This window comes from Porcincola intestinalis (assembly GCF_009696445.1).
In the GTDB taxonomy this organism is placed as follows: Bacteria; Bacillota; Clostridia; order Lachnospirales; family Lachnospiraceae; genus Porcincola; species Porcincola intestinalis.
Genome location: NZ_VULZ01000002.1, coordinates 39,738 through 63,101 on the forward strand (window position 1 = coordinate 39,738; position 23,364 = coordinate 63,101).

Annotated in this window: 26 protein-coding genes; 4 read left to right on the forward strand and 22 right to left on the reverse strand. The window is 46.7% G+C overall.

Annotated elements, in window-relative coordinates; translation table 11 throughout:
* Positions 1–361 precede the first annotated feature (361 nt).
* The 12 genes from FYJ35_RS02290 to FYJ35_RS02345 all read right to left on the reverse strand — a co-directional run bounded on the left by FYJ35_RS02290 (position 362) and on the right by FYJ35_RS02345 (position 10,757).
* Positions 362–1,915 (reverse strand): peptidoglycan-binding protein, encoded by a 1,554-nt coding sequence (locus tag FYJ35_RS02290; RefSeq protein ID WP_154522576.1) that lies wholly within the window; start codon positions 1,913–1,915, stop codon positions 362–364.
* Positions 1,916–2,027: 112 nt separating this feature from the next.
* Positions 2,028–2,555 carry a helix-turn-helix domain-containing protein gene (locus tag FYJ35_RS02295; protein WP_205839667.1) on the reverse strand — a complete coding sequence of 176 codons (528 nt, stop codon included), beginning with the start codon at positions 2,553–2,555 and terminating at the stop codon, positions 2,028–2,030.
* Positions 2,506–3,201: a hypothetical protein gene (locus tag FYJ35_RS02300; protein WP_154522580.1), complete on the reverse strand. Its 696-nt coding sequence runs from the start codon at positions 3,199–3,201 to the stop codon at positions 2,506–2,508. Before FYJ35_RS02300 ends, FYJ35_RS02295 begins: the two co-directional genes overlap by 50 nt.
* Positions 3,202–3,246: 45 nt before the next feature.
* Complete coding sequence (locus FYJ35_RS02305) at positions 3,247–4,623, reverse strand: DEAD/DEAH box helicase (RefSeq protein WP_154522582.1); 1,377 nt, start codon at positions 4,621–4,623, stop codon at positions 3,247–3,249.
* A gap of 16 nt (positions 4,624–4,639) precedes the next feature.
* Positions 4,640–5,536, reverse strand: coding sequence for a hypothetical protein (locus FYJ35_RS14365; protein WP_205839668.1), 897 nt, complete (start codon positions 5,534–5,536; stop codon positions 4,640–4,642).
* Positions 5,533–5,826 carry a hypothetical protein gene (locus FYJ35_RS02315; RefSeq protein WP_154522584.1) on the reverse strand — a complete coding sequence of 98 codons (294 nt, stop codon included), beginning with the start codon at positions 5,824–5,826 and terminating at the stop codon, positions 5,533–5,535. Before FYJ35_RS02315 ends, FYJ35_RS14365 begins: the two co-directional genes overlap by 4 nt.
* A gap of 13 nt (positions 5,827–5,839) precedes the next feature.
* Complete coding sequence (locus FYJ35_RS02320; RefSeq protein WP_154522586.1) at positions 5,840–6,223, reverse strand: hypothetical protein; 384 nt, start codon at positions 6,221–6,223, stop codon at positions 5,840–5,842.
* A gap of 18 nt (positions 6,224–6,241) precedes the next feature.
* The gene (locus FYJ35_RS02325; protein ID WP_235906321.1) at positions 6,242–6,829 is read right to left on the reverse strand and encodes a DUF2815 family protein; all 588 of its coding nucleotides are present in this window, start codon (positions 6,827–6,829) and stop codon (positions 6,242–6,244) included.
* Positions 6,830–6,840: 11 nt separating this feature from the next.
* Positions 6,841–7,059 carry a hypothetical protein gene (locus tag FYJ35_RS02330; protein ID WP_154522588.1) on the reverse strand — a complete coding sequence of 73 codons (219 nt, stop codon included), beginning with the start codon at positions 7,057–7,059 and terminating at the stop codon, positions 6,841–6,843.
* Complete coding sequence (locus FYJ35_RS02335; protein WP_154522590.1) at positions 7,043–7,561, reverse strand: DUF7768 domain-containing protein; 519 nt, start codon at positions 7,559–7,561, stop codon at positions 7,043–7,045. Before FYJ35_RS02335 ends, FYJ35_RS02330 begins: the two co-directional genes overlap by 17 nt.
* Positions 7,562–7,725: 164 nt before the next feature.
* Entirely contained in the window at positions 7,726–8,382 is a 657-nt protein-coding gene (locus FYJ35_RS02340; protein WP_205839669.1) for a sigma-70 family RNA polymerase sigma factor, read from the reverse strand.
* Between the two features lie 506 nt (positions 8,383–8,888).
* Positions 8,889–10,757 carry an ImmA/IrrE family metallo-endopeptidase gene (locus FYJ35_RS02345; RefSeq protein ID WP_154522593.1) on the reverse strand — a complete coding sequence of 623 codons (1,869 nt, stop codon included), beginning with the start codon at positions 10,755–10,757 and terminating at the stop codon, positions 8,889–8,891.
* A 376-nt stretch (positions 10,758–11,133) separates the two neighbouring features.
* Between FYJ35_RS02345 and FYJ35_RS02350 the strand changes: the two genes are divergently transcribed.
* From FYJ35_RS02350 to FYJ35_RS02365, 4 genes are all read left to right on the forward strand, one after another.
* Complete coding sequence (locus FYJ35_RS02350) at positions 11,134–12,009, forward strand: XRE family transcriptional regulator (protein ID WP_154522595.1); 876 nt, start codon at positions 11,134–11,136, stop codon at positions 12,007–12,009.
* Positions 12,010–12,050: 41 nt separating this feature from the next.
* The gene (locus FYJ35_RS02355; protein WP_235906323.1) at positions 12,051–12,803 is read left to right on the forward strand and encodes a DUF5131 family protein; all 753 of its coding nucleotides are present in this window, start codon (positions 12,051–12,053) and stop codon (positions 12,801–12,803) included.
* A gap of 330 nt (positions 12,804–13,133) precedes the next feature.
* A complete protein-coding gene (locus tag FYJ35_RS02360) occupies positions 13,134–13,667 on the forward strand; it encodes a YkgJ family cysteine cluster protein (protein ID WP_205839670.1) in 534 nt (177 codons plus the stop codon).
* 7 nt (positions 13,668–13,674) lie between these two features.
* On the forward strand, positions 13,675–14,220 hold the full coding sequence (locus tag FYJ35_RS02365; protein ID WP_154522599.1) for a GNAT family N-acetyltransferase: 546 nt from the start codon (positions 13,675–13,677) through the stop codon (positions 14,218–14,220).
* 121 nt (positions 14,221–14,341) lie between these two features.
* Here FYJ35_RS02365 and FYJ35_RS02370 read toward each other — a convergent pair whose 3' ends face one another.
* From FYJ35_RS02370 to FYJ35_RS02415, 10 genes are all read right to left on the reverse strand, one after another.
* Positions 14,342–14,812, reverse strand: coding sequence for an Hsp20/alpha crystallin family protein (locus FYJ35_RS02370; RefSeq protein WP_154522601.1), 471 nt, complete (start codon positions 14,810–14,812; stop codon positions 14,342–14,344).
* A 315-nt stretch (positions 14,813–15,127) separates the two neighbouring features.
* The gene (locus FYJ35_RS02375; protein ID WP_154522603.1) at positions 15,128–15,535 is read right to left on the reverse strand and encodes a hypothetical protein; all 408 of its coding nucleotides are present in this window, start codon (positions 15,533–15,535) and stop codon (positions 15,128–15,130) included.
* 21 nt (positions 15,536–15,556) lie between these two features.
* Positions 15,557–15,805, reverse strand: coding sequence for a hypothetical protein (locus FYJ35_RS02380; protein WP_154522605.1), 249 nt, complete (start codon positions 15,803–15,805; stop codon positions 15,557–15,559).
* Positions 15,806–15,896: 91 nt separating this feature from the next.
* Positions 15,897–18,311, reverse strand: a complete 2,415-nt coding sequence (gene recD2 / locus FYJ35_RS02385) for an SF1B family DNA helicase RecD2 (protein WP_328597023.1) — start codon at positions 18,309–18,311, stop codon at positions 15,897–15,899.
* Between the two features lie 42 nt (positions 18,312–18,353).
* Positions 18,354–18,920 (reverse strand): RNA 2'-phosphotransferase, encoded by a 567-nt coding sequence (locus FYJ35_RS02390; RefSeq protein WP_154522607.1) that lies wholly within the window; start codon positions 18,918–18,920, stop codon positions 18,354–18,356.
* Entirely contained in the window at positions 18,913–19,110 is a 198-nt protein-coding gene (locus FYJ35_RS02395; RefSeq protein ID WP_154522608.1) for a purine biosynthesis protein PurH, read from the reverse strand. The genes FYJ35_RS02390 and FYJ35_RS02395 overlap by 8 nt, the downstream gene beginning before the upstream one ends.
* A gap of 21 nt (positions 19,111–19,131) precedes the next feature.
* Complete coding sequence (locus FYJ35_RS02400) at positions 19,132–19,608, reverse strand: LURP-one-related/scramblase family protein (RefSeq protein ID WP_154522610.1); 477 nt, start codon at positions 19,606–19,608, stop codon at positions 19,132–19,134.
* Positions 19,609–19,683: 75 nt separating this feature from the next.
* Complete coding sequence (locus FYJ35_RS02405) at positions 19,684–20,898, reverse strand: ATP-binding protein (protein ID WP_154522612.1); 1,215 nt, start codon at positions 20,896–20,898, stop codon at positions 19,684–19,686.
* A gap of 95 nt (positions 20,899–20,993) precedes the next feature.
* A complete protein-coding gene (gene dcm, locus FYJ35_RS02410) occupies positions 20,994–22,271 on the reverse strand; it encodes a DNA (cytosine-5-)-methyltransferase (RefSeq protein WP_154522614.1) in 1,278 nt (425 codons plus the stop codon).
* Positions 22,268–23,320 (reverse strand): restriction endonuclease, encoded by a 1,053-nt coding sequence (locus tag FYJ35_RS02415; RefSeq protein WP_154522616.1) that lies wholly within the window; start codon positions 23,318–23,320, stop codon positions 22,268–22,270. Before FYJ35_RS02415 ends, dcm begins: the two co-directional genes overlap by 4 nt.
* Positions 23,321–23,364 lie beyond the last annotated feature (44 nt).

The window sequence follows — 23,364 nt, forward strand, 5'->3', positions numbered from 1 at the left end:
TCATGGACGCGAGTAGGGGCGATTTTATCTCCCTACTCGCGTCGGCTACGCCGCTTCCATCTCGCATGCTCTGCATGCTCGATGTACGCTGTCGCCACATTGACGTCTCCCCGTGCAAGCACGGTCGACGTCATGCGGCTCGTAGCCTTGCATAAAAAAGGACAGGGTCATCATCGACTCTGTCCTATGTATGAAAGCCAGGTGCTGAAGCGATCCGCCGCTTCATGCTTTTCCCTACTGCGCATCCCGCATCCTCAGTCCGGCGGCATCGCACTCAGTACCTTCAGCTTTCGCGCATTATAAAAATACCACATCAAAGTGGCTGATTTTGACCAGTAAAACTGAACCAAAAATACCGCCATTACTGTCCGCGTAACGAGTTCAGTAGTTCATCGGTTATAGCCGTATCTTCCTTCAATCCGTGATCCTGTTCATACTGAAGAATCATACTGTTTGTTTTCTTTCCAGGAACACCGTCTGCTGCGCCCACATCATAACCAGCTGCATTAAGAAGTGACTGGACTTCTTGAATCGTCTCAGAATCCGTATACACCTGCTTTGACGAGAAAGTGCCATCGTCATTTACAGTAAACGTAAACGGTCCTACATTTGCCAATGTCTCATAAGAAGTTGTATCTATTATTGAGAAATACAAAGTAATGTCAGTAATCTTATCAATACCAGCATTCTTGAGATTTTCATCGTATGCAGTAAATACATCTGTCCCCTTCTTGCCGGATGTAGCATTTATAGAGCCAGACAGATTTACGTCTGATCCATTTATATATGAAGGGCTCTCAAAATTATCCTGCAGGCATGCATTTTTATGAGTGAGATTCTGGAAAGTAACTTTTACTGTGCATCCACCATAATTGGTATCATTAGGATTGATTGCATCTATGGAAATCTTATAGCCATCCTGATCATACACAACAATCGATTCAGAACTATTCTCTTTCTGCTTTAATCCATCTTTTACAGACAGACCGCTGTCAGAGAAGGTTCCCTGTTTATACTCTCCTGATTCCGAATATGTAAGATCATAATTGGTCAGCTTAGCGGTATCAATACTGTCATCAGCAGTAAACGAAACATCGATATTTGCTGTCTGCCCTGCTTCAAGTGGCGTACTCAGATAACCATATCCCTGGGCAATGACAGTGTTAGTATCGTCATACCCTGCCATCGTCAGATTGATATTAGATATCGTCTTATCGGTATCATTTGTTATGCCGCATGTAATAATAAGGGTTCCGTAGGAAGCATCCTTAACTTCCTCAGATACGATTGAAAGCGGTGCTGATGCTTCCTGGCTTGTTGACTGCGTATCGGACTGTACTGTAAGGTCTTCACTCGATAGATTATATACGAGTGCATCGTTAGCTAAACTATCACGGAACTCTCGGACATCATCGACCGGAAGATCCAATTTATAGTAATCGACCAAATCTACTGTAGCAGTCGCTCTGGCACAATACCCAGCGCCCCAAAGTTCATTATAGACTAACTTATAGTCATCGAAATATTCCAGCGCTTTCTTTTGAAGATCAACTCCGTTAATATACATCGCAACTAACTTATCAAACTGAGCGTCGTCAAATTCCGTATCACGGTACTTGTCGACATATTGAAGTTCGTCATCTACATAAATCTCATAGGACTTTTTCTTGCCTTCATCCGTTGATTCGTCAGCCGAAAGTTTATCATTATCTTCCCATCTCTTATTAAGCCCAGCTGCAATATCTGTTAAAAACTGTTGTTTTAGATCTACCTCTTCTGTCTGTTCCCCTACCTCCGTCTGGCTTTTTGTTTCTGCAGACAGAGCTTCCGTTTCATCGGAAGCATAAACTGGAGAAGCGATAATCAATCCAGAAGCTACTAAACTGCAGGCAACTCTACTTAGTCTCCTTTTCATGACAACATCCCTCCTGAATACTGATTGATTTTGTGCATTCCAATCATCAATACACAAAATCTGAATCTATTATACGCCTTTGATAATGCTTTAGGGACTATGGCTTCGTTTTTTATTCAAACAAGTATGTCATGCTAGAAGCGAGATGCTCAACAATTTTTCTTTTTCTCTTATAAAGTGCCCTCTCGGAGATACCATATTTTTGTGTAAGCTGCGCACAACCGATTCCATGCAATATCATGTCAACGGCAGTTTCTCTTAAGTCTTTATCCTGAATTTCCATAACTGCCTTTCGCAGAAAAAATATCTCCTCTTTGGAGGTTTTATAACGATGTATTGCTCTTTGATCATCTGCTGTCATCCCCGCAACTCTTTGCACATTGTATGTAATTCTCCCGTCTTCTGCGTCCTCAGCGATTTCCGCATTTCTTAACAGTCTTGGCCTATGTGTCTGATAATACCAGACATCTGACTGCAGGTCTCCATTAGCGTATTCTTTGGACATTGTCTTTACCTTCTTGACTGCCTCCTTCAGAATATGTGGATCTACCTTGGAACTCGACGTCAACTTCCTTGGACGTCCTCTTTTTCTATGCACTTCTGAATCTATTGTTTGTAATCCTGTTTCTGGAATTTCCATCAGGTTCGTTACCATCTCCTTCCGTCTCCACTGTTAATTGGTCCAGATATTTCTTTTCGTCTATGTTTAGTCTCCTGTCTGCTACTTCGATTGACAACGTTTCGACGGCCTTATCTAAGATTGACGAGAGTTTGAAGCGGCTGTACTCCGGCATCAGGTTATCATGGATATACCGCAGAGACATTTTCTCCAGATAGACCCAGCGGAATATGACTCTCTGCCTTTCCGTCATCCGTTCTTCCATGGCAGCGTCGATGATGTCCAGCTGCCAGGAAACATATTCGAGTTCTCTGCACAGATCCTCGTATTCCTGATTCATCTTCTCCTGCATCTTTTCCACATATCCGGACATCAGCATCATCGCCACCCTTTCCGGAATATTGCTGATGCTGCTGGTCTGGACTTTTTCAGACCCTGTGTTTACCGATATGGAGGTCAGGTCCGTTACTGCCATGTCCTCCGTATACCTGATCGGGCCGAACTCTTTCAGTGTCTTCAGCCTTTTCTGCCTTTTGAGGAGGGAGCTGAAATTTGCAGCCAGCCAGGAGGCAATCTTCCTTGTGGAGCCAGGGTCAGAACCAGGATTGGAATCTGTTGTCTGGTCATCAGAATTCCCGTCAGCCATCTTCACCTCCGCTTCCTCCATTTCAGCCCTCCTTCCCACTATAATTTCCTGCCTTTGCTTGAGTCTTTATCTGAGTCTTGCCTTTACTGCTGAGATCAGTCGCTCCTGGGTGGCGTTCTTGCCGGCCAATGCGTCCATGACATCTTCGTCGATGGTGTTGCTGCAGACGATATGGCAGATGGTAACGACGTTCTCCTGTCCCTGCCTCCAGAGTCTCGCATTAGTCTGCTGATAAAGTTCCAGAGACCAGGTTAGCCCGAACCAGATCAGGATATGCCCGCCCTGCTGAAGATTCAGGCCATGTCCTGCGGATGCCGGATGGATCAGCGCGACCTGAATCTTTCCTTCATTCCAGTCACTGATATCCACTGACGTTCTGATCTCCCTTGGTTTGTATCCGATCTTCGTAAGATGCTTTATGATCCGGTCCTTATCATGACGGAACCAGTAGGCGATCATGACATTCTGGCCATTTGCAGACTCAAGGAGATCTTCCAAAGCTTCCAGTTTCCGGTCATGGAATTCCACAATATCGCCTTCGGAATCGTAAGCAGCGCCATTTGCCATCTGAAGCAGTTTTCCGCTCAGAGCGGCAGCGTTTGAAGCATTGATGGATGTATCCCTGAGCGACAGAACAAGTTCATCTTTCAGAGTCTCGTACATCTCCCACTCATCGAAGTCCATCTGCACCTCGCAGGTCGTGCTCACGCACTCCGGCATTTTCAGGTAGTCTTTCGCTCTCATGGAGATCGTGATGTCCGAGATCAGGCTGTAGATTTCCTCCTCGGCACCGGGCCTGATTGCATAGGAGTAAACGATATGCCTGACCGGGTCCTCTTTCAAAGGAATGAAATATTTTTCCCTGTATCTTCCGATATACCTGCCAAGCCGTTGTCCCTGATCCAGGATCCCAATCTCTGCCCACAGGTCCATCAAACCGTTGGATGTCGGCGTACCGGTAAGACCGACGATCCGTTTTGCATACGGCTGGATCAGCTTCATGTATTTGAAACGCTGCGATCGGTAATTCTTGAAGGAAGACAGCTCATCGAGGACGATCATGTCAAAATCGAAATTCCATTTTTGCTGACTGTGACAGTAATCGACGAGCCATTTGATGTTCTCCCGATTGATGATGTAGACCATGGCCTGCTTATTCGCTGCGGCGATCCTTGTCTTCTGGTCTCCTACGACCACCGAAAAAGTCAGATTCTTCAGGTGGTCCCATTTTCCAATCTCCTGCGGCCAGGTATCACGCGCTACACGGAGCGGCGCTACGACAAGTACTTTGGAAATCTCATGCGTATCGAAAATCAGGTGCCGGATTGCGGTCAACGTAATCACGGTCTTGCCGAGTCCCATATCCAGCAGAAGCACGGATATGGGGTGTGTCTCGATATAATTGATGCAGTAGCTCTGGTATTCATGCGGCTCGAATTTCAGATATGGTCACCTCCCCTCAAAGCCTTCCCTTCATGTATTTGCTTCCATATGGGAGAGTGCTTCCGGCTCCGGTCGTTGCAAATGCACAGTCTTTCGAGCAGAAGTACATATCCATATGGATCAGACAGATATCCCTGTTATCCTTCCGGTCATAGAATTCACATTCTGTGTTGACCGGCTTTCTGCCTTTCCTTCTCTCCTGTTCCCTCTTCTCTTCCCGAATCCGCAGGTCTTCCAGCTTCTGGATTTGAAGTTGCTGATAAGCTTCACGCTGAAGCTGTACAATGACTTGCCTCAGATTGTTTCGGTCACTTTCTTCCGAATCAGAGAGACCGCAAAAATCAGACGTTCCATCTGTCTCCATGCCTCTGTATCTCGAGGCTTTCAGCCCGGCTATTCCTGGAAATGGCTCTCCGGAATTCCATGTCAGGATTGCCCGAATCGCCGGTATGATCTGCTCCAGATGGTCGATGCAGATGACCGGATATCCAAGGTATTCCAGCTGCCTCCGCCTGAGAGTCCGTATGGGATTCAGAACCTTTTCCGGTGTAATGATTTCGACAAAGGCGCTGGCACCGGATGGAAACAGCACAAGCCGGTCCGGCATTCCATCTGCTTCAGGCAGGGCAAAATTATAGGCGATGCCTCCTGCCAGACGCACCGCCTTAACAAACTCGCGCTCGATCACATTTCCACTGATCATCTTCTTTTTTCTGCGGGTGGAGCACCGTCCGGATGCCCTGTCCGTACTGTCTGCCGCATTTACTGCCTGTCTCAGAATGTCCGACAGGCTCGTTCCAATGGGTTCTGTACACTCTTCGAACCCTTCAGGAAGATCTGCCTCATAACTCCGATCTTCATTCTGATCTGCGGCTTCCCATTCCTTCTTCTCACTGTCCGTGCTGATAGTCATTCCACCCTCTTCCTTCTCTGGACGTTGATCCGCTCCTGTACTGTCGCCCGGGCGTTCTTCCGCAGCTGACTGATCATCCGTTCTCCATCAATGCCGCAGAGCATCTGGTACCAGTCGCTCCTGAAAAACTCTTCTCCCTCCAGTTTTTCCACGATGTTGTTCATCCGCTTTCGGCCGTGCGGAGTTTCATACAGGTATTCCATGGCCTCCTGATAGTCCTGCGCCGCCTGTTCCACGATTGCCGCCGCCAGTCTTCTGTACGGATCATCCTGCTCGCTTACATGTATCATCTTCCCCTGCATATCAAGCCCCGCTTTCCGGCCAGTCCTCTTCACCGGCCCCTCTGTTCCGGTACGCCAGTATCTCATCGGCAACACCGTCCGAATAATCATTTGCGAATGCTCCTGCCTCCGCATGGTATCTCATGTACTTGTCAAGCAAGTCCCGCCTGCCAATACGCAGAAGTCTTCTCATACATGCTTCCAGCTCTTTCCGGTTGTCGGACCTGCTTCTGTAAAATGGACACTGCCCGCTGTCAAAGTCATTGCTGTACAGAACCCTGCACTTTCCCTTCTGATAGGCAAAACAGTCGCTGTGGTAAAAACACGCAGGCGGCGGACCGGACCTTGCCTGCTTCGTTGTGCTATCCGCGATTTTCTCTGATTTTTGCTTTCCTTCTCCTCCCATTGGCCTCCCCCTGCTCTCTCAGATGAAATCCGGCTTTTCAAATGGATTGTCTCCTTCGCCTTCACCATTCCTGTCTTCGAGGGAATCAAAATCGCTTTCTGCAGACGCCTTCCCTGTCATATGCTCCCCGTCACGGATCTTCTGGACATTACCCAGCCCGACGCCGATTCCATTTCCATCCTTGCTGCTGTAGGGAAAGAAAGTGACGGTCACATTGCAGTAGCAGCCAGAGTACACATCCATCGGGTCTTCGATCCTCCGGACATACCGGTCGACAATCTGCGGAGGCTCTGATGAACGGGCATTCAGGTACATCGCCCCTGCGTAGTTCTCGTCATCGGGTCTCTCCTCATCCCCATCATGAAGCGGCATGACCAGATCATCCGGAATGGTTCCGTTCCATCTCCGTGTCTTCCCTGCCTCCGCCGCAGCTCCGATTGCCCTCTGAATCTCTGAAAGCAGCTCCACATTGTCCTTTGGAATGATTGCCGACAGGGAGTACTTCGCCTCCGAATCGTTGACCGGCCGTGGCTCCCAGATATGTGCATAGCTGATCCTTACATTCGTCAGCATCACCTTTGCCGGATCCTTATACTTTTTCGCCATCTCTTCTCCTCTCACAGATTCCTGATTTCTTTCAGAAATGATTCACATCCGTCTTCCGAAAGTTCCTGTACTTTTTCCCTGTGGTACTTGTTGTTCAGAATCGACCGGATTCTGTCGCTGTTTTCCGGATCATCCTGGATCTTCCTTTTGATGACCCGGATAACCTCGTCCAGAGTGCTCTTCATTCCTTCCGCCAGCGTCTCCGGTTCTGCCTCAATCCTCCTGCTCATCTTCATCGTCCTCCTCTTCTGCATCGTGGACTTCCACATAGACGTCCTCCAGCGTACCGTCCTCTTCACAGAGCATTTTGACCGGGATATCACGCTTCGCAGTTTCCGCGATTTCCCGCACCATCCCGGGCGTGATGTGTTCAGAGAATACATACACTGCATGACATCTTCTCAGTGCCGCCAGTGCCAGCTGCATCCCCAGCTCTCTTTCCTCCGAATCTTCATCATCCAGAAACTGCGGGAAATAAAGATGCGGGCAGACAGGAATCGCTCCAAGATTCTTGACCAGCTCACACGCATTCCGTGCCCGGAACAGATTCTCAAACTTCTCCAGGTCTGCTTCCCGCGGGTCCAGGCTCTGCGGCCGGAAGGGCGAGCAGATATAGATCAGCTTCTTTCCCGCAAATGTGGGCTTCCGGTACACCTCAAAACCGTCCTTCCTTGTCTGTGTTTTCTGATATGCAACTCCATGTGACATCTTGTGATCGATCCTTGCCATCATCTTTCCTCTCCTCCTGTTTTTGTTCTTCATCTCCCTGCGATTCTCTGCTTCGCATGATGTCCCCGGACTGCTCCTCCCTGCAGCCCGGAGATTCGAAAATCAAGTCCCTACACTTAATAGGAGACTTGGAGGCCCGAAAATTGACCATCATGCAAAAAATTTTTTTATTTTTTTGAAATTTTCTTCCTGACCAGTCTCAGCTGACGGGATACACAGGCGTCATTGATATGCAATCTTTCTGCTGTTTCCCGCTGCGAGAACCCATAGAGCTCTGTCAGGACATAGATCTGTTTCTGCCTGCGCGTAAGTTTATTCATTCTCTCAGTCTGTTCCTCCTGCCGGATGTATGCCTCTTCCGGATTCGGATAGTGATAAGCGCCATGGAATATTCCATCTGACGTCCCGGCAGCTTCCTCATCTTCATCTGCAGGAGTGAAATGTCTTCCTGCATAATTCAAACTGTTCAGCTCAATCTGATGTTCTCCGCGAACCGTCACTGCCAGGATCCAGGGCATATCACCAAAGCTGTCAACCGTCTCGCTCTGCCTCTGCTCCCTTCTCTCTGAATCCGTCAGAGGAGTGAAGTAATACGTATAGCTGCCGCAGTCTCCCAGGAAGATGACTGTTCTGCCGGTGCCATTGCTGTAGACGGCGTATCCGTTCGAATAAACCGTGCACTCCTCCGTCTCAATGACAGCCTCTTCGCTCTCACGAAGTCTCTTCGCAGTCGGCACCGCCCCTTGTCTCTCTTTGCAGCCGAGCCTCCTGATCAGCTCATTAAGCGTGATCTCCCTGATATCCCCTGCCATGGTCATCTTCATGTTTCTGTCCTTTCTGCGGACGCCTGGCAGTGATCTTTCGATTCCCTGGGACCAATTCAGCCTGGAGATGGGTCGAAGCCCGAAGCATAAAAAATGCATAAGGCAGCTGACCCATACATCTGAGGCTTCCAGTCACCCTCAACTGAGTGATTCTGAAAGTCCTGTATGAATCGTTCACTGCCGTATGCATCCGGCTTAGAATGATATGTTGTTTGTTTGAAGCTGACCGTAGGATACCCTAAGAAGAAAAATCATTCTAAGACCGGATCTGTCTAAGATAATTTTTCTGGAATGCCGTATTTACGGGATTTTTCGCACGTAGGAAATATTCAGGAATCGGGAAATGGCGTATTTACAGGGAATTTGCGATAGACATTTCAGACCCTTTTCCGGGTAAGAATGAAAAAAAAATTTTTGCAGACATGAAAAAAGCCGGGCATCGTCTTATCCGACACCCGGCATACCATATTATCTATTCACTTAAGGCCAGCAGTCTGCACCTTTTCTCAATCGAACTCTCCGTCGATCAGAGGCTCCTGACCTAATTTCACAAGGACCGCATTGCAGTGCTCGACGGTAAAGTCACCGCACATATCCAGCCAGGATTCAAAATAGGATGCCATCGGATCCGCTTCGTAGGACTTGCCGGCGAGTTTGATCAGCTTATCGGACAGTTTCTTAGGAATCTGCATCGCAATACACAGTGCAATCACTTCTCTTAACTTAGGATCCTTACTCGTGATGATCTTGCTCACCTTTTTCTGAGAGCGCCCTATACGGAACCCAAGCGTCTCCTCTGAAGTCTGAAGCTCCTTTCTTGCTTTCGTGAAAGCAAGCGTAAAGTCATGAGGCAGATTGTCGATCAGATTGTTCCACCTGTCCTGGTCATCAAGATAAAATTCGATCTGTTCTTCATACTCCGTGGTCCCTGGTTCTGCGTCAATCTGATAATGACACAGGTACTTGTCAGCAGGGCGCTCCATCTTCCCTCTGGCCGCCATTCTTGCATCATACTCTGCTCCGGAATATCTTCCTCTCGTGGAAAATGCAATGCAGCACTCGTCGATATGGTTCCTTGCATAAGCAGTCAGTCTGAGTTTTCCGCGGCCGTCCTTCCAGATATACTTTGAGCTGTTCAGGCAGAAATGATTCTCGACAAATCGGTATTTCATCCGCCTGACAGGGTCTCCCAGCGCAGTCGTTTTCAGGATCGCTGCGATATCCTTCTCTGGGACGGTGTATGTAATTCCCTTCCTCCAGATACCCGCGCATCCATGGTCCGGCACCGGCAAATGGTCAGGGTAGGTGAAGACACCTTCTGCCTCCGGATAGCCGAGCTCTACCATCCTGTATTTTGCCATTGAGGGAGATACCTCGAATTCATCAGCCAAAGCGAAGATGACCGCACGAACAGTCTGCGGATCCCTGCTTCCCTGATATTCTGAAAACAGCCTCTCAATAGCAGCCAGCGCAGCATGTTTCTCCATAAGGATGTGTGCCGGCATCTTATCCACCTGAAGCTCCATCCAGTCCACAGGCGTGTTTCTCCAGCTGTAATTTCTCTCCTTCCTTGCCGCATACGCAGTAGCTTTCAGTCCGCTCATCCTCTGCAGGAAGAAATAATGCCGGTCAAGATACATATGCACGCACTCATGTATGATCGTACTGTTGCACATTCTTTGGTTCTTCAGCTTATTTGTGTTCAAAAATATATTGCCCGGGTTCAGCCTCAGTCTCCGGACCACACCATCTTTGCACAGGACTTTTACTTCACTAAAGTCAAAGCAGATCAGCCCATATGTATCTTCATGGTCGACCAGGCCTCCTTCAACGATTGAAAGTCCCATTCTCTCAGCCAGTTTCCTGCCATCTACCGGATGCCCTTCCGGGTAATAGGTTTTCAGTATCTCCTCAGCGACCTTATCGTAATCATCTTCATACAGGATTGGGAGAAGGTAATCATCCATCTGGATATCTTCGACTTCTCTTTCCGAATTTTCTTCCGGCAGTTTATCTACCACCTTCATGTACACATCTCCGACGCCGCTCACACAGGGCCGGAGATCCAGACTCCCCTGAATCCGAAACAGATATGTCAGCATCCGCTCCTGAAATGAGGAAGCAGGTTTTGCCGGCTCAAAGATCACCTGTTTCAGGTTTCCCTCAACAAAATACAGAACCTGGGTATCTGAGATTGGCTGAAACATAGGCGTGTATGTTTTTCTCAGATGTACATCTTTTACCTGATAGAAGACCTTTCCTTTCGATGGCTGATCCAGATTTTCCGGATAAGTATCTGCGTATTTCTGGACCAGTCCTCGGAAATCGATTGAAAATCTGTCCCTGAGTACGGACCTCAGACTGGTTGCTTCCATGATATGGCATTTCCTCCTTTTTCAGCATTGCCCAGAGAATCAGAAGCAGATACAAAGGGAATAATATCCGCTCCGTAATTGATGAATCTCAGGGTTTCTACGACATGAATCTTTCCGACCCTCGGCACCGCGTGCAGCGTCTGCTGATCTCGACTGCGGCAGCTGCCGTGTCCATATTGTATGACGTCTTGAGCTGAAAATCAATATTATTTCTAACGTATATTTCATTAAATGCTCTTGTATCGTTAGAATTTCTATGATATATTGTCATCAGCGGTATTTCTCTATACGCATAATTTGAACAGATGTTCGCTCATTAATGCTTAATATGAATGGCCCCGGCTGCCGCTAATGCCGGTTAGGAAGGAGGCTTCCTATGCCTCAGAAATCAAATAGGTCAAAAGTTGTTTCTCTCAGCAGAGCAGAAAAGACCTCTGCCAGAAAAGCTGCTACTACGAAGCTGCAGATGGGTGCAATCATCAGAAGTTATAGGCAGCGTGCAGGTCTCAGCACGAAAGAACTTGCTGCAATGCTCGGAACCACAGATGGGAGCATCCGGCATTGGGAAACGGATATGAACTATCCTCCCATGGATCAGCTGAAGAATCTATGCGAAGTCCTGAGCATTCCTGTCGAAGAACTTTTCGGTCTGAAACCGGAGATGGTACTCGATGCCAATGAAACACATGTCATCAACTTCTACCGGCAGTCAAGCGATGTCGGGAAAAGGATCATAGAGAATAACGCACAGTCTGTCTATGAATCTGAGCAGGAAGCGCACGATCTTGACCTGAAGTACCATTGCGATATTATTCCGCTCCAGGCTACACCAGCTGCCGCAGGGACCGGATGTGAATTCGTCGATGCTCGACCTGACTACCAGTTTATCCGCATCTCCGAACGGAGTCAGAAAGCCGATACTCTGATCCGGGTCTCTGGTCGGAGCATGGAGCCCAGGTATCATGATGGTGATCTCGTATTCGTGAAATATACAGAATCCGCTGAAGACGGCGATGACGTAATCTGCGCCACTGCAGACGGTGCGGTGATCAAGCATAAAATCGGCAATAAACTGTACTCATTGAACAGGGATCTTCCCTATGGGGAGAAACATGAAGATGACCATGTGCGGATCGTTGGAAAAGTGTTAGGGATTGTTGGGAAAGATGACCTGCCTGCGGAGGAAGATTACGACAAGCTCGAAGGTTTCCTCGCAAACAAAATCAGAAAATTCAAGAAAGAATACTGGTGAAGGCTGAAAGCCATCCGATAGTCCGTAAGACGGGAGGTGACATGATGACTGCCTCGATAGAATCTGTATGGAACCCCTGGCACGGCTGCCACCGGATCAGTTCTGGTTGCAGGTACTGCCCTGTCTTTCAAAAAGATTATAAATACGGCCGCAATCCGGAGCTTGTCTTCAGGACGAAGTCCTTTGACCTTCCCATGCAGATGGACCGGTCACACCACTACCGGCTGAACCCGGGAGATGGTCTGGTACATACCTGCACCACATCAGATTTCTTTCTTCCGGAAGCAGACAGCTGGCGCGATGAAGCCTGGTCTATGATGAAGTTTCGCCCGGACCTCACCTTCCTGATCAACACAAAGCGACCGGATCGGATTGCAGACCACCTGCCAGAAGACTGGAACGATGGATCCGCTTACGAGAATATCCACATCAACTGTTGTGTCGAAAGCCAGTACACAGCGGACCTTCGGCTTAGAAAGTTTATCTTGCCTCCCATCCTGCACAAGTCCATCACTGTAGATCCCATGCTCGGTCCAGTCCGGATATCAAAATACCTGCAGTCGGGAGAGATTGAAGCAGTCTCCTGCAGTGGAGAAACAGGCCCCGGTGCACGAATCTGCGACTTCTCCTGGGTTCTCCGTCTGATGCTCGAATGCGTTGACAATAACGTACCCTTCCGCTTCGAGATGACAGGCTCCAACTTCCGGAAAGGGAATGAAATCTACTCCCTCAGTGAAGAAAAGCAGTCCACTCAGGCCATGAAAGCCTGTGTAAACTACCGGGTCTGTGGCTGATCTAGCCCAAATCGTTCATTAAGAAGCCATCACTTGTTCACATACTCGTCACATGGGACAAGTATCCTGTAACCATCAAGTCAAGGAGCTGAAGAAAAGAAATGAAATCTTTTCAGAAGAAGGAATCAGCAGATACTTGTTCCATATACAGCGATTAACACAACTTTTCATACTCAGCCGGCAGGTGCAAAACCTGCCGGCACTCCCTCCCAAGATCAATCCTCTGCTCCGGCAGAGGCTTTTCTTTGCTCTGTCGTTCCTGTTGAAAATTCCTGCTGAATCTGTGATATGATTGCTTTTAAGATATACCATCGCCGGTCAGGACACTGTGTGCTGAAGGAGAGCCCGCTACGTATGATTCCACCAAGAAAAATTGCCTTCTGGGGCAAAAAGAAAGAAAAAGAAAATAGCAGATTCCGTGCATTTCTCAAGAGTCATGCGGATCCGGATGAACTTGATCAGCGGTTCAAAAGTCTGCACGAAGAAATATTCGCAGCCTATGACTGCAGCAAATGCCGAAACTGCTGCAAGGAGTACAATGCTTCCGTACCGGATAACGAAATTGCCTCCGATGCCGAATTCCTTGCTATGCCAGCAGATGAATTCAAAACCAGATATTTTTCTGGCCAGAACCAGAATGGAGATTGGATTTCCAGAGGTCTGCCCTGTTGTTTTCTCAATGGAAATGAGTGCATTCTTCAGGACCATAAACCTGAGAGCTGCAAACTCTTCCCCTATACAAATCAGCCTGACAGAATGGGCAGCCTGATGAATACGATGGAAATCGCGCAAGTATGTCCCATTGCTTACGAAATCATCGAAAGGCTTAAGCAGGAATACCAGTGGACGCCATACGGGAGATAACGATACTATGAACGGAACCGTTCAGCTTCATACAAAGAGACTGCTTCTTCGCAAAGTCACGCCTGAAGATGCAGCGATTCTGCACCGCGAACTTGGATGCAATCCGGAAATGATTCGCTACACCTGCTGGAACCCATACGCGACCTCAGAGTCCACCCGGGCTAAAGTTGAAAGCGACATCCAGGGATATCAAAAGGAGGGCTGCTACGCTTGTATCATCCAGTTTGGCGAGAATATCATCGGGACAATCGGGGCATACGGATATGATTCGGAGATGTCCAGCATTGAACTTGGCTACAGCGTCTTCCAAAAATATTGGGGCCAGGGCTTCGCAGCGGAAGCTGTAGGTGAGGTTGTCCGATATCTGATCATGGACGAGAAGATCAACCGTGTCCATGCCTGGTGTCACGCAGACAATACAGCTTCCGCCAAAGTCCTTGTACATGCAGGGATGAAAAAGGAGGGGCTTCTTCGCCAGGCCATGAGAAATCCGGATGGATCTTACGCGGATCAGAAACTATTCGGAATAGTACGGGAAGACTATGTCATCTGATGCACAGAAATCATTTACGGCATTTTTATCTTACATGACATGAAAATAGGCCCGGGGACAATCTGAAATCCCCAGGCCTGTTATGTTCTACATGATATGAAAATGTGTCATCATCAAACGGTTAAGCCGCTGTGATCTGGACCAGATGTCTCTTGTCCTCGACCCTCTTTGTCTCTTCCTTCTTCGGAATCTGCAGGGTCAGAATACCGTCATTCATCCGGGCGTGGATATCGTTCTCAGTGAGCTGATCTCCGACATAGAAGCTGCGACTCATGCTGCCGGAGTAATGCTCGCGGCGGATGTACCTGCCTTCTTTATTCTTCTTGTCGCTATCAACTTTCTTCTGAGCGGTGATGGTCATATAACCATTGTTCAGTTCAACAGTAACATCATCCTTCTTAAATCCCGGAAGATCAACCGCGACCTCGTAGCCCTTTTCGGTTTCCTTTACGTCGGTCTTCATCTCATGAGCTGCCCTGCCGCCGTAAAGCTTCTTGTCGACATCGCTCATATCCGGAATCATCGGCATATAGAAATCATCATCAAACCAGTCGTCAAACAGATTGTCATTAAAGATACTCGGCATCAACATAAGTCATTCTCCTCTCTGAAATATCCTTTTCGGATCAAACCTATGTAACCGTTGTGCTCGTGAGCTTTCGTTTCCGGGTTCCAGTTACTATCTACAACAGCTTTATGTGATACGAAAGAGACTTTTCAGGGAACCTCCGAAGGCCCTCTCAGTGAGCTCTTCATCTTTTCCCTTCGTCTCCTTCGTTCTGACCATGTTATAGCTCGTTTTGTTAGCACTGTCAAGTGATGAGTGCTAATTCCTGACGATTTCACAGTAACGTCACACTTTCATTCCAACATGACGACTATGATGACCATCCCCTTCAAGGGGGCTCTATCGAAACAGTCCGTCCGGCATGCTCCTCCAGACGCCATTTTTCACGAAATAAAAACATTTCCCGGTCAGCAGATTCTTTGCATACAGCGTGGCATGGAGCTCCAGCGTAGAATTGCGGTAATCGACCGGATCCGACATCCGCACATCGAACAGGATACGGAAATGCACATTTGCCTTTACATAGTCATATGCCGGCGTGTATGTGCTTCCATCTGGCATTACGCTCCGAAATGGAGTCTGGTAGAACTGCTCCATCGTATCCTTATCCGGCTTGAATCCCGCAGGATCAAGACCAGCCTGCGTGGCGATTTTTGTGATGTTCGGCGTCAGGACATTCTGGATCATCTTGTCCTTACCGAAGATATCAGTCTTACCTTCCAGGTTGTCTGCATTCAGGTAAACCATCGATTTTCTCCCGAAGTCTGATCAGTTTTCAGAAAGGAAAGTCAGAATCTCTTCCGGGCTCTTCCTGCTTTTTTTGACAGCCTTCATGATTGCTTCCATCTGAGCCTTCTGTGCTGCTTCCTTCTCTGCCTTCTCCGCAGCCTTCAGTTCTTCCTGGAGCTTATCCTGCTCGTCCTGCAGGGCAACTGTCTTCTCCTGCAGTTTGCTGATCTGCTCCTCCAGCTTGTCGATCTTTGCCTGAATTGCTGCTTTATTCACACGTCTTGCCATGTCTAAGTCCTCCTTACTCTATAAATCTTGCGCGTTTCCTAAGTGAAGTTTTCCACATCATATCATCATTTCAGTTTCTTTTATTCACTAATCAGCCTTTTGAATCCATGACTCTCCGTATCCGCACCGCAAGCATGGTATTGCGCTTTGTCACGGTGACGTGATGGACGGCGTATGACAGCGCCTTTCTTGTTCCGACGATGACCAGAATCTTCTTTGCGCGGGTAATTCCGGTGTAAATGAGATTCCGCTGCAGCATGACATAATGGTTCATCAGTACCGGCATCACAACGATCGGGTACTCGGATCCCTGTGACTTGTGGATGGTCGTGGCGTAGGCCAGGACCAGTTCATCCAGCTCCGAGATATCGTAGGAAACATTTCTGCCATCGAAATCAACGGTGAGGGTACGGTTCTGAGTGTCTACAAAGCTGATGATTCCAATGTCGCCGTTGAATACCTCTTTGTCATAATTATTGCGGATCTGCATGACCTTGTCCCGCTGACGGAACTGCATGCCGGCATGGCGGAGAAATGGAACGGAATCCGCTCCGCCGTATCCAAATGTTCCATATGACCCCGGTGTGCCCTGTTGGCTTATTGGGTTCAGGGCTTCTTGCAGTGCCTGGTTCAGGTTGGACGCTCCGACAACACCGCGCTGCATCGGCGTCAGCACCTGGATTTCTGAAGCAGGCGTATGGTAATAGCGGGACAGGTTTTCCTTCACCAGCTTTGTAATCGTGGAGACTGCCTTCTCCGGGTCTTCTTCCTCCATGAAAAAGAAATCACTGGTTCGGCCGTTTGACAGATCCGGCATCTGTCCCTCATTGATTCGGTGCGCATTCATGATGATCCGGCTCTTCTGGGCCTGCCGGAAGATTCTTTTCAGGCGGACGACCGGAACACAACCCGACTCAATAATGTCACGAAGAACATTTCCGGCACCGACCGAAGGAAGCTGGTCGATGTCCCCGACAAGAATCAGGGTCATGGAATCCGGAACCGCTTTCAGAAGATTGTACATGAGCATGATATCGATCATGGAACATTCATCCACGATCAGGACATCTCCCTCGAGCGGCTTCTCCTCATTCTTCTGATAGCCTTCCGGCGGCTTGAATTCCAGAAGCCGGTGAATGGTCTTCGCCTCGCGGCCGGTTGCCTCTGAAAGACGCTTCGCAGCCCGGCCGGTCGGAGCGGCAAGCAGGATCTTTGCGCCTGCGTCCGCAAATGCTGTGATGATACCCAGTGTGGTTGTTGTCTTTCCGGTCCCCGGGCCGCCGGTCAGGACCAGGACCTTGCTGGTCACAGCCTCCTGGATGGCCTGCATCTGGATCTCGTCGTACTGCATCCCGGTCCGGAAAGCAATCCGTTGAGCAAGATTCCCAGTATCTACATGAACGCTCGGCTGGGCGTGAAGGATCGAGGTCAGGCGCTTGGCAGTACCCGTCTCGGAAAAGTAAAACGGTGGAAGATAGACCGCCTTGTACATGGGATCGGTCGGGTCAAAAGTGACAGAACGTTTTGCATCCTTCTGTGTGGAAGCCGCTGTCGTTTCAGATGAACCGCCGGAAGCATCGAGGCCGGAGAGATACTGTTCGTAAAGCGTATAGTCTATCTCATCACTACTCTCATCCTTTGTCTGTCCGGGCTGGTCTGTCTTCCGGGCAGACGATAAAGTATGAACGCTGTCCTGAGGAATATTGTCCGTGATCACATCCTTGGTGCGGATCATTTCATCCAGCGTCATGGCAAGGAGGCCATCCTCTACGCCCAAAAGCTCCGCTCCCTTCTCCAGAAGCATCTTCCGGGTCGCATAGCAGTGCCCGTCCTCGGACAGCTTATTCAGCGTATAGAACAGTCCGCTCCGCAGGCGGGCATACTTTTCCTTCCCGAACCCCATCTTCTCAGCGATGGTATCCGCGGTTTTAAAGCCGATCCCCCAGATATCGTCCGCCAGCCGGTACGGATTCTCCTGCACGACTTTGATGCTGTCATTGCCGTACGTCTTGTAGATTTTCGTCGCATGACTGGTGCTGACATCATGACTCTGCAGAAAGACCATGATATTCTTGATCTCCACCTGCTCCAGCCAGCTCTTCTTGATGCTCTCCACACGGGCTCTTCCGATACCGGGAATCTCAAGCAGCCGGTCCGGCTGATCCTCGATGACGTTCAGCGTGTCAGCGCCAAACTGACCGACGATCTTCCTGGCATACTTGGGCCCGATACCCTTGATCAGTCCGCTTCCAAGATACTTCTCCATGCCATAGACTGTCGCCGGCAGCGTTTCTTCGAATGTCTCCATGGCAAACTGGCGGCCATACTTTGCGTCTACTTTCCACTGACCGGTCAGCGAAAGCACCGAACCGACATGGACATCCGGCATGGCGCCGACCACAGTCACCAGGTCCTGATAATTCTTCGCCCGGCACTTGATGACCGTATAGCCATTTGTCTCATTCTGATATGTAATTCTCTCCACAACACAACGAAGACGTTCCACTCAAGATTCTGCCTTTCGCTTTCTTCTACTTCACCGACATCATCAGATAATCCGGTCATATCTTCCCAGATACTGCGGCGGAATCTGGTCCGCCAGCCATACCTTATCATTGCCGATGTAGAATCGGATACTGTCTTCCGCAGCCTGTTTCGCATCAACGGTCAGGATTACCGGACGATTGTCTCTTCTCCTTCCTACCTGTTCTGCTGTCTCGATATCCGCCGACATATGGACATACTGCCGTCCCATTGGCAAAAGACCCTTCTCCATGATGAAGTCAAGGAATCTTCGCGCCGTTCCATGGTACAGAACTGCCGGCGGCACAACTTCCTGATGGTCTACCTTAATCTGGAAGGAATGCCCATACAGCGCTCTGATTCTGCCATCTTCAATGGCAAAACGCCGCTTTTCAGCATGAGCCATAACTTCCCGGATCACAGCCTCCGTAAGAGGCGGTTCAAAGTGATGCATCCCATTCATCGCTCTGAGAAATGTCTCCATCTCTACCGAGCCATCCTGAGCAAGCTTAAGACCATACTTCTCCGGATTATGCCGAAGCGCATAGGACATCTTCCTGCTGATGTAGGCATATCTGTTTTCCTCAGGCATCAACATTTCTCCTGTCCGCAAAATCTCTGTTGATATCCCTGAGTTCCTTCTTGCCATCAATGTATGGCTGGTACATGTCGATAATTCCTGCACTGCACCCGTCACAGAGACCGCTGATATTCCCTATGGAATCTGCGATGATTCTCTCCCTCTCCTCACGCGTCGTATCCTTTATCAGATATCCTGACAAATGAATCACTTCCCATCCGGTTCAGCTGTTATTCTGAGAGCAGTTTGCTGCATCGATTGCGATGACAAGCATCAAGCCCGGAATCTCATATTCCGGTCTTTCAAATGTAAGTTCGTAGGTATCACCCCAGCTGAGCAGTCTCTTTCTGATCGTCATGACCAGAGTGCTTCCACTGTAGACCCGATAGTCCCAGCCGAAGATATCTCCATCGCATCTCCAGCCCATATAGTCAATCGTATACTTCGGCCGGAAGAGCGTGAATTCCGCCTGGACATTTCCGACCGCTCTGCCGGCGATCTCAACCTGAAACCTCGGAAGAAAGAAAGTAAACTTCTGATGAATGCTGCCTATCTCATGCCCATTTTTGTCCCTGACATGAATCCGGTGGAGAATAGAAAGCAGTTCATTCTTGACGAAGTATTTCGGGTTTCCATCTTCGTCGTAGACATCATATGTATCTGTGAGAGCAAATACCCTCTGTTTGATAAGAAGTCTCATGATTTCCTATTTTCTCTGATAAAAACGTATTCTGCTTCTGATGACCGTTCTGCAGAAAAATGATAATGCATCCGGTTATATTTCTTCAGTCAGAGTACGAAATTCGCTTAGCATATACTGTAATATTTCCGTATTTTGGATCTCCTTCTTAAACACGTCCATATTATAGCCAGATATATCTGGCACAAAAGGTTTTCGGACTTGCGGTGCAATTCTTTTACTGTCTTTTTTCCATCGACACGTTACATACTTATTGAAAGATTTATGTTCTTCCTCACTTTCAAAAATAAGGACATTTTCCAAAAAACGTTCTTCTGCAATCCTAGCTTCATAATTATTTCTGTCAAAATAGAATACATGCACAATGTATGAAAAAGATTCACGTACCCAATACCGATATGAAAAATCCCATGATCCATATTCATTAAATGATATTCCATCCATCTCAGGTACTGGTGAAAAATGTCTTCCACCATCCAGGAATACAGCATCAAAATTTTTCAATACCGTTTGATGATATTTTATCTCTATGACTGTCCATGACGGTCTAGCATCCACTTGATTAAGCAAATAGTATTCGTATCCATTTCTCTCTTCCGGATCGTCATAGGAGTATTGAATTGTATATTCAGGCGCATATCGATAATATTTCACATTGTCATAAACTGGTGATTGTTCCCAACAATCTTTTCTCTGCAAATAGTATTCCACTTTTTCCAATGGCGAAAGCAATAGCCCAAATCTTTTCTTCCACAAATATTCTACATATTGATCATCTGCTGTCCTATCTATAGGAGTATTAGTATTCTGAATTCGTGTATAGATATTTGCGGCCTTTATGCCAAGGAAGTCCTTCGACAAGTAAAATGGTGTATTCATTGAATTGTGAATCACAATCACATCAATTGTTATCCCATGGATACAAATAGGCTCAACAGTAACAACTGGACGTCTTCCACCAGCGAATGGCTTATCCTTCAAGATATCCACTATTTTTTGTGTATTTAGTCTATTCTTGTCTTCGGAAATATCATGTATTGAGAAGTCGTTTTCTTCATCTACACCGATAATAATATACGTATCTCTATTTACCAAATTATTAGCCATGCAAATGATATCAATCAATAAATGCATTACATGATCTTTATCATGACCCTTGTCGTTTCTTTTTACATACCATTGTTTTTTGAAATCCCAATAGTCTCCTTCTTGTTTAAGACGAATTAATGAACATACTTCCTTGTATACTTTCAGTTCATTATTATCCTCGAAAATTAGCTCATTGTTCATATAGACGATCTCAATATTATGAAAATAGGATCTTGCATATAAACAAACGAAGCACTATGCTTTGCTCGTTCCTAATATACTCTTTTGTTTGTGACTTATTTCCATCCCAGAACATCCATATTGTTTAAGACAAAATCCTTTACAACGGCTTTGATGACTGGAACAGATACAGAATTACCAAACTGCTTATAAGCAAATGAATCCGTACTATTCACAATATAAGAATCTGGATAACCTTGCAGTCTCGCACATTCTCTTGGTGTGATTCTTCTGGGCTGATTATTCTGCACTACTCCCAACCTATTACAATCGGATGAAGTAATAGTTATTGAAATACTATTAGGATCTAAAAACTTGAATACCTCAAAAGACATATTTCCACACACTGGGTTAAATCTTCCATCGACTTCCTTCAAATAACCCTTCTGCTTCAAGGATTCTATTACTTCTAAGATGTCGTCATCTGTATAAAATGTCTTTATTTGCTCCAACGTAAGTTTTTTACCATCCTGTTGTGTTCCGAATCTGGGTTTTCTTCGGTTCTGGATCAAGAGATTCATAAACCTGATTTCTTTAGTAGTACACCTTCCCTTTAATCCCAGTTCCCACGAATGTAATGAATCACCGCCTCTATAATCGATCAATCTATACCCATTCAAGTGACTTAAATCATCACCAATAAAATCACGAAGCTTTTGTACAAATCCCTCAGAGCAATTGTATTTTGGATCTACAGACTCCTCTAATATATCGCGTACCACCTTAGGTTGACATTCTGAAGTATGAAATAAACTTAGCTGTTCATAATCCTTCTTGAATTTATGTGAATCTGCGGCTCCCAAATCCGTAGCTAAAGTCATATTAGGTGTAGCTCCTTTTATTCCGAGGATATATAACCTAACACGATTCTGCGGAACACCAAACTCTGAACTATTTAGGAGTAAATCGTACGTTCCATACCCCAGATCATGTAGCTTATTGATTATTGTTTCAAATGTTCTTCCTTGATCATGAGTGTATAATCCTCTTACATTTTCAAGAAGGAATGCCTTAGGGTTATATGCCTTTAATATTCGTTCAATTTCAAAGAATAAAGTTCCCCTTGTATCTCCAAATCCTTTTTTCTTTCCTGCATAAGAAAACGGCTGGCAAGGAAAACCGCCTAACAGGAGGTCAAAAGGCTCAATATCAGTAATTTCATGGATATCACCGCTGGGATACTCATGAAAATTTAAATTATAAGTTTCGCAGGCATTTTTATCAATCTCGCTTGAAAGAACACACGTGGACTCTAAGCCGAGTTCTTCCATGGCTTGCACGGCGCCTAATCTAATTCCACCTATACCAGCAAATAAATCAATAAAACGTATCATCCGATTTTTTCCTTAATAAAATTTTTTAAAACTACCAGTTCCTCTGGAGTCAATGCAACGGTACAATGGCTATTCTCACAGATCGTTCTTGTTGCAGACCGACGCTGAAAGCTTCCTGCACCATCAATAATATAGGCCACATGATTTCTGCTAGCAGAGACCTTTTCAAATCTATTTCTTGCTTGCCCTGATTTTCTCTCAATCACACTATTAGTTGTCTCTTGAAACATTACCTCAATTCCGACATACTGCTTGTGTCTTCTGGTATCATTTTTCTTATCGACAACGACATCAAAAGTCATGTCGGTTTCACCATCATTCTCTGTTACGCCAGGAATGGTACCATCTGTTCTTACGTTATATTCATCACCTAACATCCTTGCCAGTTCGTCTCTCACATAATATTGTGCAGCATGGCCTAAATCGTTAGATGTCTTACCCGCTACTATTCTGCTGACTCTCATATAATTCGTTTTCACAAACTTAGTGAGTCTCTTTGAATCGCCGATATAGTCTGATCCAATCCCCTTATATAGAACAGCTCTGGTCTTATAGTCAGAAGAAGACGCTCCATAGACAAGCAGCATAATAATATCACGACAAAGGTCAGCATCATGAGTGCCGCTTGTAAGATTCTCAATAGTATCTACTTTCATTTTTGCATTATTTAGTACACCTTTAACAGGAAATGTACTAAATGTGTATGAATATGTATTTCCATTGATGGAATAATTAAGGTTTCCATCAGGGAATAGTTCAGAAGCATTGTTATTGATCCGTTGCAACGGCTCTGAGCCAAAATCTAATAGAACCATTAAATGCTTAAGAAACATATTATACGAAATATCAGCAGCATCAAGTAAGCTAAAAATACTATCAGGGTTCTCCGGTTTCGCCAATGTAAAAATAGAAATAAACTTATCCTGTGTATTTATAAGGGTCTGCAAAATACTTACTTTCTCTGCTTCATCTCTAATTTCTTTAGGCCACCACTTACAAGCATGTGTCTCAAGTTCATCAATCGTCCGCTCATATGTATCTTCATTCATAATGAAGCCCTCCTTACATACCGAATGATCTATCGATTTCCAAT

What these genes read in the sequence shown, in the direction of transcription:
- FYJ35_RS02290 (WP_154522576.1), bottom strand. Translation starts at nt 1,915, where the DNA reads ATGAAAAGGAGACTAAGTAGAGTTGCCTGCAGTTTAGTAGCTTCTGGA.
- FYJ35_RS02295 (WP_205839667.1), bottom strand. Translation starts at nt 2,555, where the DNA reads ATGGAAATTCCAGAAACAGGATTACAAACAATAGATTCAGAAGTGCAT.
- FYJ35_RS02300 (WP_154522580.1), bottom strand. Translation starts at nt 3,201, where the DNA reads ATGGAGGAAGCGGAGGTGAAGATGGCTGACGGGAATTCTGATGACCAG.
- FYJ35_RS14365 (WP_205839668.1), bottom strand. Translation starts at nt 5,536, where the DNA reads ATGACTATCAGCACGGACAGTGAGAAGAAGGAATGGGAAGCCGCAGAT.
- FYJ35_RS02315 (WP_154522584.1), bottom strand. Translation starts at nt 5,826, where the DNA reads ATGATACATGTAAGCGAGCAGGATGATCCGTACAGAAGACTGGCGGCG.
- FYJ35_RS02320 (WP_154522586.1), bottom strand. Translation starts at nt 6,223, where the DNA reads ATGGGAGGAGAAGGAAAGCAAAAATCAGAGAAAATCGCGGATAGCACA.
- FYJ35_RS02325 (WP_235906321.1), bottom strand. Translation starts at nt 6,829, where the DNA reads ATGGCGAAAAAGTATAAGGATCCGGCAAAGGTGATGCTGACGAATGTA.
- FYJ35_RS02330 (WP_154522588.1), bottom strand. Translation starts at nt 7,059, where the DNA reads ATGAGCAGGAGGATTGAGGCAGAACCGGAGACGCTGGCGGAAGGAATG.
- FYJ35_RS02335 (WP_154522590.1), bottom strand. Translation starts at nt 7,561, where the DNA reads ATGATGGCAAGGATCGATCACAAGATGTCACATGGAGTTGCATATCAG.
- FYJ35_RS02340 (WP_205839669.1), bottom strand. Translation starts at nt 8,382, where the DNA reads ATGAAGATGACCATGGCAGGGGATATCAGGGAGATCACGCTTAATGAG.
- FYJ35_RS02345 (WP_154522593.1), bottom strand. Translation starts at nt 10,757, where the DNA reads ATGGAAGCAACCAGTCTGAGGTCCGTACTCAGGGACAGATTTTCAATC.
- FYJ35_RS02350 (WP_154522595.1), top strand. Translation starts at nt 11,134, where the DNA reads ATGCCTCAGAAATCAAATAGGTCAAAAGTTGTTTCTCTCAGCAGAGCA.
- FYJ35_RS02355 (WP_235906323.1), top strand. Translation starts at nt 12,051, where the DNA reads ATGATGACTGCCTCGATAGAATCTGTATGGAACCCCTGGCACGGCTGC.
- FYJ35_RS02365 (WP_154522599.1), top strand. Translation starts at nt 13,675, where the DNA reads ATGAACGGAACCGTTCAGCTTCATACAAAGAGACTGCTTCTTCGCAAA.
- FYJ35_RS02370 (WP_154522601.1), bottom strand. Translation starts at nt 14,812, where the DNA reads ATGTTGATGCCGAGTATCTTTAATGACAATCTGTTTGACGACTGGTTT.
- FYJ35_RS02375 (WP_154522603.1), bottom strand. Translation starts at nt 15,535, where the DNA reads ATGGTTTACCTGAATGCAGACAACCTGGAAGGTAAGACTGATATCTTC.
- FYJ35_RS02380 (WP_154522605.1), bottom strand. Translation starts at nt 15,805, where the DNA reads ATGGCAAGACGTGTGAATAAAGCAGCAATTCAGGCAAAGATCGACAAG.
- FYJ35_RS02390 (WP_154522607.1), bottom strand. Translation starts at nt 18,920, where the DNA reads ATGCCTGAGGAAAACAGATATGCCTACATCAGCAGGAAGATGTCCTAT.
- FYJ35_RS02400 (WP_154522610.1), bottom strand. Translation starts at nt 19,608, where the DNA reads ATGAGACTTCTTATCAAACAGAGGGTATTTGCTCTCACAGATACATAT.
- FYJ35_RS02405 (WP_154522612.1), bottom strand. Translation starts at nt 20,898, where the DNA reads ATGAACAATGAGCTAATTTTCGAGGATAATAATGAACTGAAAGTATAC.
- dcm (WP_154522614.1), bottom strand. Translation starts at nt 22,271, where the DNA reads ATGATACGTTTTATTGATTTATTTGCTGGTATAGGTGGAATTAGATTA.
- FYJ35_RS02415 (WP_154522616.1), bottom strand. Translation starts at nt 23,320, where the DNA reads ATGAATGAAGATACATATGAGCGGACGATTGATGAACTTGAGACACAT.